This window comes from Modestobacter marinus, assembly GCF_019799945.1.
Taxonomy (GTDB): Bacteria; Actinomycetota; Actinomycetes; order Mycobacteriales; family Geodermatophilaceae; genus Modestobacter; species Modestobacter marinus_B.
On the sequence record NZ_JABGCH010000042.1, the window covers coordinates 1 to 11,799 of the forward strand.

Sequence of the window (11,799 nt, forward strand, 5' to 3'; positions counted from 1 at the left end):
ACTCGCTCCCAGCGACTACCTGGACCCGCCGGGAACGCCGGTTACCGTTCACCCACGGAGTGCCTCTCAGCCCGGTGATCCTGCGCCTTCGACAAGCAGCAGAATCCCAAGCTGAGCAGGCACTTCCGTGCATCTACGCCCCGTGTCGCGCGTCCTCATGCCGGGCCGAACGAAAGATCGAGGCTAGCTGTACTGCACAGAGAGGTGGGTGGGCAGGGGTTGGCAGCGGGTCACCGAGGGCCGTGCAGGGCAGTCGCGATTGGACCGCCTCCGCCAGGCTGCATGGACTTGGTCCGCGTGGTTGTGCGATCTAAGAGCCAACCGTCGGACTCACGTGAGCAGGGTGCGGTGCGGCCGCTCGACCTCGACGTTCGTCTGCGTCGACGGCGGCGACGCCCACTCGCCGACGGTGCCGGGCTCATTGCCGTGCCGGCGGGGCGACGGAGCCCCACGGGCGCCGTTCGCGCGAGACGCCGACGTCGCCACGCTCAGGGGTCTGGCGATCATCAGCGAGGGGCGACGATCCTTGCCAGCACGGCGTCGAGGCCGGCTCGCACGGCGTCGTGCACGCCGGCCTCATCCAGGCCGCGGGCGAACTGCTCGTTCAGTCCGCCCGGCGTCGTGTGCGCCTGCGCCATGGCCGCGAAGTCTGGCTCGGGCGAACTCAGCTCGTCTGACAACGCCGCGAAGGTGTCGGCGACGTAGCGACGCGCCTCGGCCCCCGGGATGCCGCGATCGACCAGCCAATCCGCGATGGTGCCGAGGTGGTGGAAGTGGGCCGCGACCGTCGCCGACGCGGCGGACACCGACTCGTACGCCGTCTCGTCGTCCACAACGAGGCTGCCACCCAGGCGATCGAAGAGTTCGGTCACCGCGGATGTCGCCGGATGCACCGGCGTCCTGCTCTCGCGGGTCGCGACGGCCGGCAGCGGGATGCTCCGTGCGACGTCGGCGGCCGGCGCGACGAGCTCGGCCAGCTCGACGACGGGAAGGCCGGCGACCGCGCTCACGACCGCCTGGTCGGCTCGGAAGTCCAGCCCGGGCAACACGTCAGCGGCGTCGGCCGGGAGCAGGCAGATGATGACCACGTCGCTGGCGTCGACCACGGCCTGGTTCCCCGACGCCACGCGCACGGAGGGGAGGCTCGCGGCGAGACCGGCCGCGCGCTCGGCGTTCCGGGGCGACAGCACCACCGGTGGCGCCTCCGCGACGCCGTCGCACAACCCCGTGACGATGGCGGTGGCGATGGCACCCACGCCCAGGATCCCGTAGGTCGGCTCGGTGCTGCTCACCGCGGAAGGCTATCGATCCCCGCGCCCCGGCATCACGTGGCGGACGACGTCGCGCATCAGTCGACGGCGGACACGACCGCGCGCTTGACCAGCATTGTTCCTCCGCGGTAGGTCGCCTCCGTTCGCGGCCGTTCCGTATCCCGCCTGACCTGCGTGGATGCACAGCAGCGGCCGCCGGCGAACTGGCCTCGCCCGTCTGGGGGTCAAGGGGTCTCGGCTTCAAATCCCGTCAGCCCAACAGCATGACCGCTGGTCAGAGGCGTGTCCCGCGATACGGGTGGCCCGTTTCCTGCGCTCTTGAGACCTGGTCAAGGGGTTGTGGATCATCGAGGATCCGGGCAGCGGACACGACAGAGGGGGCAGGGGCTCATGGGCTCGAACAGACCCCGCACCCTCGCCCGTGAGCAGCGGCGCCGCCGGATCGAGCAGGCAGCACTGGAACTGTTCCGTGCGAAGGGCTTCGACCAGGTGACCGTCGAGGAGGTGTGCGCTGCAGCCGAGGCCGCGCCGGCGACCTTCTACCGCCACTTCGGCAGCAAGGAGGAGGTGGTCTTCGCCTACCGGGACGACTTCACGGCCGCGATGCAGGACGCGCTCAGCGCCGTCGCCGGCCTCCCCGAGGCCGAGCGTCTGCCGGTCGTGCTCGCCCGCTTCGCGGAGTTCCTCGAATCGCAGCAGGAGGTTCTCGCGCTCCGCGACGAGATCGTGTTGGGACATCCCCGCCTCATGCAGCGAACCCTGTCGGTCCAGCGTGACCTGGAGGCGGTGCTCGCCGCCGGGCTGGCCGGCCACCGGGGGGCGGCCCCGACCGACCCGGCGGCCCTGCTGGAAGCCGGGGTCGGTCTCCTCGTCCTCCGTGTCGCCGTCCGGCGATGGCGTGCCGGAGGCAGGGGCTCTCTCTCCGAGATGACGCAGGCGACCCTCGCCGACCTGTACGCCCTGGCCGCCCGTGACGGCGGGTCATGACGTCGCGCCGAAGCGTTCGAGCCTGATCCAGGACCGGTCGTGGCCGATGTTGACGCGCCTCGTGCCGAGTGTCTCGACGAAGTCCGGGGGGCCACGGACGAAGAGCCCCGGCCGGGCCGCGGGCCCGAAGGTCCTCGCGTCCGGCATGCCCACGTCGATGCGGCCGGTCGGGCCGGACCGGTCCGCGGGTGCTGCCCGGGTCAGCGTGATCGTCGTCCTGCCCGAGGGCCGCGCGGGCGACGACGTCCTGGAGGGTGCGCGCGGAGCACAGCAGCTTCACCGGGACGGGGCTGTGCTCGCCGGTGGTGGTCGAGCATGGCGAGGACCACGTGGTCACGCAGTGGATGTCGACGGAGACCGCCTCGCGCGGGAGCCTGCCGAACTCCTCCCAGCTCCAGTGCCGTGAGCTCCCGCCCCCGTCCCGGACGCTCAGGGACCACTGCGCCCGGGGTGTCCGCCGAGTCGGGCCGGCCGAGAGGACCGGGTAGCGGTCGCCCGCGTCGAATCGGCCCGGCCGCCGTCGGTCGCATGAGTCGATCGACGGCATGCCGTCGGATCCCGGCAGCACGAGGCGGCTGGCCAGTGCGACCGTCGCGGGGTGAGCCACGGTCGTGGCGCACCTGCTCCGCTGCCGGATGGCGGCGGCCGACCAGCACCGTCGGATGACGGATGCCCGGCCGGGTGCCGGGGACGACAGTGAGCCCGCGCGGAGGAGCGGCCTCCGCGACAGCCCGTGGACACGCCGTCGGCACCCGACAGGAGGGCCGCGCGATGGACCCGTCCGCCTTCGGTTCCGACGGGACCGACCCGGAGGAGGACTCCGGCGTGCTCGAGGCCCAGGACACGCTCGAGGACGTCGACGGTGTCGCCGACGTGCTCGACACCGGGTGGTCGCCCGCCGAGCGCCCGTGGGGCGTAGGGGAGTGGGGGACCACGGCGGAGGAGGAGGTCGCCGGGGAGAGCCTGACCGGTCGACTCGCCCGTGAGCTCCCCGAGACCGACGGCGTGGAGGGCGATGGGCTCGGCGACGCCGTGGACACCGACGGGGAGCTGATCGACGACGAGGTGGGTGATCGCCGGGCGGGGCGGCTGGTGGAGGACGGAGAGGGCAGCTGGGGGGACGTGGAGCCGGAGTTGTACGCCAGCGACGTCGGCATCGACTCGGCGGCGGCGTCCGCCGAGGAGGCGGCCGTGCACGTCGTCCCGGACGAGGGTGGGACGACGTCCTCCTGGTCTGAGAGGTGACGGTCGCTGACGCCAGGACGTCGCTGCCGCTAGGACGAGGCCGCCTGGCCGGGGAGCCCAGCGGCCGCGTGGAAGTCCAGGATGGCGGCGAGGACCTCCCCTGGCCGCTCCTCCGCGAGGAAGTGACCGCAGTCCAGCGCCCGGCCCGAGACGTCGTCGGCCCACTCCCGCCAGATCGCCAGCGGGTCGTACCAGGTGTTCAGTGGGCCCCTGCCGGCCCAGAGCACCTGCGTGGGGCAGCCGATCCGCCGTCCGGCGGCGCGGTCCTCGTCGTCCGCCACGCGGTCGCAGGTCGCCCCGGCGCGGTAGTCCTCGCACATCCCCTCGATGGCGGCCGGGTCACGAGCGCACCGGGCGTAGTCGGCCACGGCCGCCGGGGGGAACCCCCGGATGGCCCCACCGAACTCGGCGTCGAAGAAGAAGTACTCCGGATCCGGGGCGATCAGGCGCTCCGGGATCGGGCGTGGCTGGGCGAGGAAGCCCCAGTGCCAGTAACCCAGGGCGAACCGCGCATCCGCCCGGGCCCACACCTCGCCGGTCGGGATCACGTCCATCACCGTGAGCCGGCGGATCGAGGCGGGGTGGTCCAGGGACAGTCGGTAGGCCACCCGGCCACCACGGTCGTGACCGACCACGTCGAAGCGGTCGAAGCCGAGGTCGGCCATCAGCGCCACGCAGTCCTGCGCCATGGCGCGCTTCCCGTGGCTCTCGTGACCGGGAACCGGCGCCGGCTTGGAGCTGTCCCCGTACCCGCGCAGGTCCGGCGCCACGACCGTGAACGTCCGGGCCAGGTCGCCGGCCACGAGCCCCCAGGCGAGGTGGGTCTCCGGGTACCCGTGCAGCAGGAGGAGTGGCGGACCCGACCCACCGTGACGCACCCGCAGCGAGACGTCCCCCACGGTGAGCCGCGCCAGCCGGAGGTCGTCGAACTCCCGGGGGAGACCGCCTCGGCTCGCCGGTGCGGCAGCGGGCTCTGTCATCGCGTCCTCCCGGACCACATGTGCCGTCGGGGAAGCAGTTCCAGGTTGACGACGTGCTCGTCCCGGACACGGAGGAGACGTGTCGCCGGACCAGGACACCGTCGAGCCGTCCTCGCTGCTGGCCGGGGAGCCGGGGGCGGGGACACTCCAGCGAGCGCCGTCGATACGGTCCCCTCGGCGTCCGGGACGAGGTGCTCGCCGGCCACGGTCAGTCCCCCTGGTAACGCTGTTCGCGCCAGGGGTCACCGAGGTCGTGGTAGCCGCGCTGTTCCCAGAACCCGGGCTGGTCGTGGTCCATGAGGGTCAGCCGGCTGAGCCACTTCGCGCTCTTCCAGAAGTACAGGTGGGGCACCAGCAGACGCAGTGGCCCGCCGTGCTCGCGGGTCAGGGCCTTGCCGTCGTAGGTCCAGACGACCCACGCCTGGCCGCCGACGACGTGGGACAGCGGCAGGTTCGTGGTGTAGCCGGTCACGCACGACGCCAGGACGTGCGTGGCGGCGTCCTGCGGCTCGACGGCGGCCAGCAGGACGTCGACGCTCACGCCGCCGAAGCTGGTCCCCGCCTTCGACCACGTCGTCACGCAGTGGATGTCCCCGCGGTACTCCGACCGTTCCTCGAGGTGCAGGTCGTCCCAGGACCACGTGCGCGGCTGCCCGACGAGCCCGTCGACGGTGAGCGTCCAGTCGTCGGTCGTCAGACGGGGCGTCACCTCAGCGGAGAGCACCGGCCAGTTGCCGCCCACGTCGTACTGCCCGGGCGGTAGCCAGCTGGCCGCTCGGCGATCGCGCTGGGGACTGCGGAACCCGCGGGTCATGGGTCACTCCAGGAGCGTCGCGAGCGGCTGACCGGCCTCGACGAGATAGGTCGACAACATCATCCCGGCCTCGGGACCGACGTCCCGCGCGTTGTGGGCCACCCCGGGCGGGATCAGGAACGGGTGACCCGCGTGCAGGATGAGGGTCTGCTGGTCCCGGATCATCATCTCGACGGTCCCGGCCAGGATGTACCCGACCTCCTCGCCCGGGTGGGTGTGCCAGCCGGACTCGACACCGGGCGGAATCTCGGTGAGGACCTGGACGATGTCCCGGCCGGGGATCGAGGACGCGCTGTGCTGCAGCTCCGTGCGGCTGAGCCGCGCGGCCAGGCCGTCGGCCTGAGCGGCCCTGGTCACGGGCTCGGTCATGGAGCTGACGTGGGGTCGAGGGGGACACGTCAGGAGACCGCGGCGAGCGCCTGCCGGATGGCGTCGGCCACCACCTTGGGCTGCGACATCATGATCACGTGGGAGCCCTCCACCTCCACGATCGTCGCCCCCGCACGCTCGGCCATCCGGTGGACGACGTCGCTGCCGGCGGCCTTGTCCCCGGTGGCGACCACGGCCCAGGAGGGCAGCGTCCTCCAGGCCGGCGTCCCGGTGCGCTCGGTGAACCCCCGGGCCGAGATGGGACGCTGCGTGACCGCCATCACCCGGGCGTGCTCAGGGGAGACGTCGGCTGCGAACGCGTCGTGGAACTGGTCGGGGTCGATCGCGAACTCGACCTCCGTCTCGCCGCCGGCCCCGGTCGGATAGCGCAGTTGGAGCAGGGCGGCGTTGAGGACGCTGTCCTTGGAGTCCGCCTCGATCTCCTGGAGCGCCTCCCCCTCGTCCGGGGCGAAGGCGGCGACGTACACGAGGCCGACGACGTTGCCGGCCGGGAGTGCTGCGTTGGTGATGATCGCGCCGCCGTAGGAGTGACCGACGGCGAGGACGCGCCCGGGGATCTGCGCGAGGGCGCTGGCGACGTAGGCGGCGTCGGAGGAGATGCCGCGCAGGGGGTTGGACACGGCCTGTACGGCCGTGCCCTCGGCGAGCAGTTCGGCGACCACATCGTTCCAGCCGGAGCTGTCGGCGAAGGCGCCGTGGACCAGCGCGACGGTGACGCCGGCGGTGGGGGTCGTCTGGGTCATGGTCGTGCTCCTCCTGGGAGGGCCGGCTCCGACGTCCGGACCGTGGGTCCGGGCACCGGTGCGGCCGGGTGGGACGGGTCGGGATCAGCTCGCGAGGAAGGCGAGCAGGTCGGAGTTGAACTGTTGCTCGTGGGCCCCGGTGAGCCCGTGCGGAGCGCCGGGGTAGACCTTCAGCGTCGCGTTCGGCACCAGCCCGATGGACTTCTCGGCCGCGGCGACGATGGGCACGATCTGGTCGTCGTCCCCGTGGGCTATCAGGGTGGGGACGTCGATGGCCTTGAGGTCCTCGGTGGTGTCGGTCTCGGAGAAGGCCTTGATGCAGTCGTAGGCGCCCTTGATGCCCACCGTCATGGACTGCAGCCAGAACTCGTCCCGCTTGCCCTGCGACACGGTCGACCCCGGGCGGTTGGACCCGTAGAACGCTGCCGAGAGGTCACGGTAGAACTGCGACCGGTCGCCCAGGACGCCGGCGCGGAGCGCGTCGAAGGCCGACATCGGCAGCCCCTCGGGGTTGGCATCGGTCTGGAGCATGAGCGGCGGGATCGCGCCGAGCAGGACGACCTTGGCAACCCGCGCGGTGCCGTGCCGGCCGATGTAGCGCGTCACCTCACCGCCTCCCGTGGAGTGCCCGACCAGGACGGCGTCGTGCAGGTCCAGGTGCTCGATGAGGCCGGCCAGGTCGTCGGCGTACGTGGTCAGGTCGTTGCCCTCCCACGGCTGACCGGAGCGGCCGCCGCCTCGCCGGTCGTGCGCGATCGCGCGGTGCCCCGCGTCGGCCACGAGCCGCAGTTGGGGGTCCCACGCGTCCGAGGTCAGCGGCCAGCCGTGGCTGAAGACCACCGGCCGCCCGCGTCCCCAGTCCTTGTAGAAGATGTCCACGCCGTCCTTCGTGGTGTAGCTCGCCATCGCATCCCCCGGTCGTCGGCGGCCGTGCGCCCGGGCGCCGGGTCGCACGTGCGGGGAACCGTCCCGCCGGTCGAGGCCGGCGGGCAACGGTCAACTGACCCTCCGACGCCCGGATGCCTGCACTCCTGGACCGGGAGTGGGTCCCTCTTCCGACAGTGCCGGGGCACTGGTCGGCGCCGGTCTCGTGAGAGACACTCTCATCGACGGTGCCCATGCCAGGGGGACGACCATGGAAGACGTCCAGTTCTCCACCACCACGGCCCTGCTCGAGCTGATGGGACGGGACGCCGAACTGCACCTGGTCCGGTCATTCCTCGGACGCTCCGCCGACCACGGCGGGGCTCTGCTCCTCACCGGCGGCCCGGGGGTCGGCAAGAGCGTGCTCCTCGAGGAGGCGTCCCGGGCAGGGGTGGCGTCCGGCGCACGCGTGCTGCGCGGCGACGGCGTGGAGTTCGAGGCCGAGGTGAGCTTCGCCGGGCTCAACCAGTTGTTCCTCCCCCTCCACGACCAGCTGGCCGGCCTTCCCGACCTGCAGCGCGAGGCGTTGACCGTGACCCTCGGCATGGGCAGCGGGCCCCCGGCGAGCCGGCTGGTGGTGTCGGCTGCGGCCGTGGCGCTGCTCCGTCGCGCCGCTGAGCAGGGCCCGGTGCTGGTCGTGGTCGACGACCTGCAGTGGCTGGACCGGTCCAGCGTCCAGGTGCTCGGTTTCGTCGCCCGTCGCCTCGAGGGCAGCCGGGTGGGCCTGCTCGCGGCGGCCAGGAGCGAGAGCGACTGTGTCCTCCTGAACGCGGGCCTGCCGACGCACGAGGTGCAGCCGTTGGACGACGTCACGGCGACCGCCCTGCTGCGTCGCAGGTTCCCGGAGCTCGCGGCACCGGTCCGGCGGCGCGTCATCGACGCCGCGGAGGGCAACCCGCTGGCACTGCTGGAGCTGCCGGCGACGATGACCCCGAGCCAGCGGGTGGCCAAGGAGCCGCTGCCCACCGTGCTACCGCTGAGTGGTCAGTTGCAGCAGCTGTTCGCCGACCGGGTGCGCAGACTGCCCAGGACCACCCGCCGGCTCCTGCTCCTCCTGGCGCTGGAGGGAACGGGTGACGTCGGGCTGCTCCGGGCGGCCTCCGCTGTCGAGGGGTGGCTGGACGGCCTGGCTCCGGCCGAGCGGGACCATCTGGTCCGCGTCGACATGGCCGCGAACCGGGTCGTGTTCCGCCACCCGCTGATCGGTGCCGCCGTGGTGGACCTGGCCACCAGCAGCGAGCGGCGCCGCACGCACGCCACGCTGGCCGACCTGCTGACCGCCGACCCCGAGCGACGTGCCTGGCACCTCGCCGAGGCGGTCGTCGGTCCGGACGAACCGGCAGCGGAACTGCTCGAGCTGGCCGCTCGCCGCGCGCTGCACAAGGGCGACGCCGTCCGGGCGGTGCACGCGCTGCTGCGCGCCGCGGACCTCAGCCCCCGCGGTGCCGACCGGGCCCGCCGGCTGGCCGCTGCCGCCTACGTCGGTGCCGATGCCGCCGGGCAGCTGAGCAGCGTCCCGCACCTGCTGGGGCAGGCCCGCCAGGCGGACCCCGGTGCCACGGGCTCGCTGGAGATGACGGTGGCAGCCGCCTACCACCTGCTCAACGGCGAGGGAGACGTCGACACCGCGCACCTCATGCTGGTGCGGGGCATCGAGCAGGCCATCGAGCAGGGCTGCAGCGGGCCGGCCGTGGAGGAAGCCCTGCACAGCCTGATGGTGGTGTGCCACTTCAGCGGCCGGGACGAGTTGTGGCGCCCCTTCGAGTCGGCCCTGGCGCGGCTCGGGCCGGGTGTCTCACCGGTCCTGGCGGTGTCGAAGAGCGTCTACGGCGACCCGTTGAGCGCCTCCCGGGCCGCGCTGGACAGGCTCGAGGCGCTCCTGGCCACGCTCGACGAGGAGGTGGACCCCACCCGCATCGTCCGGGTCGGCATCGCCGCCTTCTACGTGGACCGGCTGCACGCCTGCCGCCCGTCGCTGTGGGAGGTCGTCCGTGACGGGCGCGAGGGAGGAGCGGCTGCCTCGGCCGTCAGCGCCTTGATGATGTTGTGCCACGACGCCTACCGCGAGGGACGGTGGGACGACGCGACGCGCACGGCCGAGGAGGGCATCAGGTGGAGCGAGCGGCTCGGGTACCAGCTGATCGCCCTGCCCGGCGTCTACTGCCTCGCACTGATCGCGGCGGCACGGGGCGACGACGAGGCCTGTCGCGCTCGCACGGAGGAGCTGTCGCGCTGGGCCGGCCCGCGAGGCGTAACGATGGTCGAGCACTTCGCCAGCCGGGCGCGCGCCGTGGCGGCGCTGGGACACGGCGAGTACGAGGACGCCTTCCGGCTGACCGCCTCCATCAGCCCGGCCGGCCGGCTGACACCGCACGTCCCGGTGGCGCTGTGGACGGCCAAGGACCTGGTGGAGGCGGCGGTCCGGACCGGCCGGGCGGCGGAGGCGGAAGCCCATGTCGCCGCGATACGACGAGCCGAGGTGTTCCGGTTGCTCCCGCGCCTGCACCTGCTCGCCGCGGGCTCGGCTGCCCTCGTGGCATCGGGGGAGGAGGCCGGTGACCTGTACCGCCAGGCCCTCTCGGTCCCCGGTGCGGACCGCTTCCCCTTCGAGCAGGCGCGGGTGCGGCTCAGCCATGGTGAGCAGCTGCGCCGGGTGCGGGCCACGCACGCCGCCCGAACCGAGCTGCTGGCGGCACTGGATGTCTTCGATCGCCTGGGGGCGCAGCCCTGGGTCACCCGGACGCAGAACGAACTGCGGGCCAGCGGGCAGCCCCACCGGTCCTCGACCGCCGAGCGGCGGTGGGACACGTTGACCGCCCAGGAGCACGAGATCGCCGCCCTCGCCGCCTCCGGCCTGTCCAACAAGCAGATCGGGAGTCGCCTCTACCTGTCCCCGCGGACGGTGTCCGGCCACCTGTACCGGATCTTCCCGAAGCTGGGCATCTCCACCCGGGCGGCGTTGCGGGACGCCCTGGCGAACGTTCAGCGCCCGATGGGCGCGGCCGGCAGCTGACCGGTCTGCCCGATCGACGACCGGACGCCGGCCGGGCTCCCGGCGAGTCGCATGCAGCAAGGAGCGGACCGCTGGTCCCGCTGTCGTCACACCGAACTGCCGCACGGTCGCGGTGCGCGTCCTGCGGGACGACGTCGATGGTCGGCCAGCACCACCTCTACGCCGACGCGCCGGCGCTCGTCCTGAGCTGCCCGACCTGCTCGGAGGTGGAGCCGCGCATCGCCTCCCAGGACGGCCGCATCCTGCTGGAACAGCGCGGCACCGCCCTGCTCACCGTCCCGGCGCCGCAGACCGTCGTGCGGGAGACGCCGCCGCGGCTGACGGCCGTGGACGCCGACGCGCCACCACGCTGAGGCGCCGCACCGGCCCGAGCGGAGCCGGGTCCGGCGGCCCACGGGGAGGCCGCCGGCGAGGAGGCCACGCCCGGTACCCGCACCGCCGAGTCGGATGACCGGTGCGCGCGCGTCGCCACCGGGCGAGGCTGTGGACTCCCGGATCGGGCGACGAGCACCGAGGTGGCTGATGGGGAACGACCTGCTCGTCCCCGTGGACCTCGACCGCCATCTGTACGGCGCGCGGGCCGCCCCGGTCCGCGTCCTCGAGTACGGCGACTTCCAGTGCCCGTACTGCCGGGCGGCCGCGCCGGTGCTGCGGGAGCTCGTCGACGCCTCGGACGGTCGGGTCGGTCTGGTGTTCCGCCACTTCCCGTTGTTCACCGTCCATCCCTCCGCCCTGACGGCTGCGCTGGCCGCGGAGGCCTCGGGGGACCGGTTCTGGCCGATGCACGACCTGCTGTTCACGCACCAGGACCGGTTGACCGACGACGACCTCGCCGCGTACGGGGCCCGGATCGGTGTCCGTGACGTCGTCGGCGAGCCGGCCCAGGCGGTCCGGTCGGCGATCGTGGCGGACTACCGGGCCGGTGTCGCGGACGGTGTCCGCAGCACACCGGCGCTGTTCATCGCCGGCGAGCGCTACACGGGACGCGTCCGGCTGTCCGCACTCCGGGAAGCGGTCGGCGAGCCGAACTCGTGAGCGCCGAGGCCGTTCGGTCAGCTGCGGGTGGGGTCCAGCCACGGCCCGGTCGGGAGCTCAGGCGGTTCCGCGTCGCTCTCGATGCCGCACAGCGGCAGGTGTTCACCCAGGTAGCGCACCCTCAGGGACCCCGGGGCGGCGGCCAGCACGGAACCCCCGAGGACACCGGTCAGCGCCCGGCCGTAGCACCCAAGGCGCTCCTGCTGCCCCGGGTCGACCGGGGTGGCGGCCGCCAGCAGGAGGACGGCGGTGACGGCCTCGTTGGCGAGGAAGCGACCGAAGCTCGCGGACCGCAGGGGCATCGGCACGCTGATCCGCAGCGGCGGCCCAGGACGAGTCGGCACCGAGGTGATTTGACCGGTGCGTGGCCCGGGCGGCGCCGTGGACGCTGGCCGCG

13 protein-coding genes are annotated in these 11,799 nt (G+C 73.1%); 5 read left to right on the forward strand and 8 right to left on the reverse strand.

What is annotated here, in order from left to right; all coding sequences use genetic code 11:
• Window positions 1-330: 330 nt before the first annotated feature.
• Window positions 331-507, reverse strand: a complete 177-nt coding sequence (locus HK417_RS22400) for a hypothetical protein (RefSeq protein WP_222272214.1) — start codon at window positions 505-507, stop codon at window positions 331-333.
• Window positions 507-1,292 carry an NAD(P)-binding domain-containing protein gene (locus tag HK417_RS22405; RefSeq protein ID WP_222272216.1) on the reverse strand — a complete coding sequence of 262 codons (786 nt, stop codon included), beginning with the start codon at window positions 1,290-1,292 and terminating at the stop codon, window positions 507-509. Before HK417_RS22405 ends, HK417_RS22400 begins: the two co-directional genes overlap by 1 nt.
• Window positions 1,293-1,661: 369 nt before the next feature.
• Between HK417_RS22405 and HK417_RS22410 the strand changes: the two genes are divergently transcribed.
• Both HK417_RS22410 and HK417_RS22415 read left to right on the forward strand, forming a co-directional pair.
• Window positions 1,662-2,258 carry a TetR/AcrR family transcriptional regulator gene (locus tag HK417_RS22410; RefSeq protein WP_222272219.1) on the forward strand — a complete coding sequence of 199 codons (597 nt, stop codon included), beginning with the start codon at window positions 1,662-1,664 and terminating at the stop codon, window positions 2,256-2,258.
• A gap of 771 nt (window positions 2,259-3,029) precedes the next feature.
• Window positions 3,030-3,503: a DUF5709 domain-containing protein gene (locus tag HK417_RS22415; protein WP_222272221.1), complete on the forward strand. Its 474-nt coding sequence runs from the start codon at window positions 3,030-3,032 to the stop codon at window positions 3,501-3,503.
• A 29-nt stretch (window positions 3,504-3,532) separates the two neighbouring features.
• On the opposite strand, the gene HK417_RS22420 is transcribed toward HK417_RS22415, so the two are convergent.
• The 5 genes from HK417_RS22420 to HK417_RS22440 form a co-directional block, all read right to left on the reverse strand.
• The gene (locus HK417_RS22420; protein ID WP_222272223.1) at window positions 3,533-4,483 is read right to left on the reverse strand and encodes an alpha/beta fold hydrolase; all 951 of its coding nucleotides are present in this window, start codon (window positions 4,481-4,483) and stop codon (window positions 3,533-3,535) included.
• Between the two features lie 208 nt (window positions 4,484-4,691).
• Window positions 4,692-5,297 carry a sulfite oxidase-like oxidoreductase gene (locus tag HK417_RS22425; RefSeq protein ID WP_261327602.1) on the reverse strand — a complete coding sequence of 202 codons (606 nt, stop codon included), beginning with the start codon at window positions 5,295-5,297 and terminating at the stop codon, window positions 4,692-4,694.
• A 3-nt stretch (window positions 5,298-5,300) separates the two neighbouring features.
• Window positions 5,301-5,666, reverse strand: coding sequence for a cupin domain-containing protein (locus tag HK417_RS22430; RefSeq protein ID WP_261327603.1), 366 nt, complete (start codon window positions 5,664-5,666; stop codon window positions 5,301-5,303).
• A gap of 29 nt (window positions 5,667-5,695) precedes the next feature.
• Entirely contained in the window at window positions 5,696-6,430 is a 735-nt protein-coding gene (locus HK417_RS22435) for an alpha/beta fold hydrolase (RefSeq protein ID WP_222272225.1), read from the reverse strand.
• A gap of 84 nt (window positions 6,431-6,514) precedes the next feature.
• Complete coding sequence (locus tag HK417_RS22440; RefSeq protein ID WP_222272227.1) at window positions 6,515-7,336, reverse strand: alpha/beta fold hydrolase; 822 nt, start codon at window positions 7,334-7,336, stop codon at window positions 6,515-6,517.
• Window positions 7,337-7,565: 229 nt separating this feature from the next.
• Between HK417_RS22440 and HK417_RS22445 the strand changes: the two genes are divergently transcribed.
• The 3 genes from HK417_RS22445 (at window position 7,566) to HK417_RS22455 (ending at window position 11,402) form a co-directional block, all read left to right on the forward strand.
• Window positions 7,566-10,367, forward strand: coding sequence for a helix-turn-helix transcriptional regulator (locus tag HK417_RS22445; RefSeq protein WP_222272236.1), 2,802 nt, complete (start codon window positions 7,566-7,568; stop codon window positions 10,365-10,367).
• A gap of 80 nt (window positions 10,368-10,447) precedes the next feature.
• Window positions 10,448-10,720: a DUF6510 family protein gene (locus HK417_RS22450; RefSeq protein WP_261327606.1), complete on the forward strand. Its 273-nt coding sequence runs from the start codon at window positions 10,448-10,450 to the stop codon at window positions 10,718-10,720.
• 169 nt (window positions 10,721-10,889) lie between these two features.
• Window positions 10,890-11,402, forward strand: coding sequence for a DsbA family protein (locus tag HK417_RS22455; protein ID WP_222272239.1), 513 nt, complete (start codon window positions 10,890-10,892; stop codon window positions 11,400-11,402).
• A gap of 17 nt (window positions 11,403-11,419) precedes the next feature.
• Here HK417_RS22455 and HK417_RS22460 read toward each other — a convergent pair whose 3' ends face one another.
• Window positions 11,420-11,746: a hypothetical protein gene (locus tag HK417_RS22460; RefSeq protein ID WP_222272241.1), complete on the reverse strand. Its 327-nt coding sequence runs from the start codon at window positions 11,744-11,746 to the stop codon at window positions 11,420-11,422.
• Window positions 11,747-11,799: the final 53 nt, after the last annotated feature.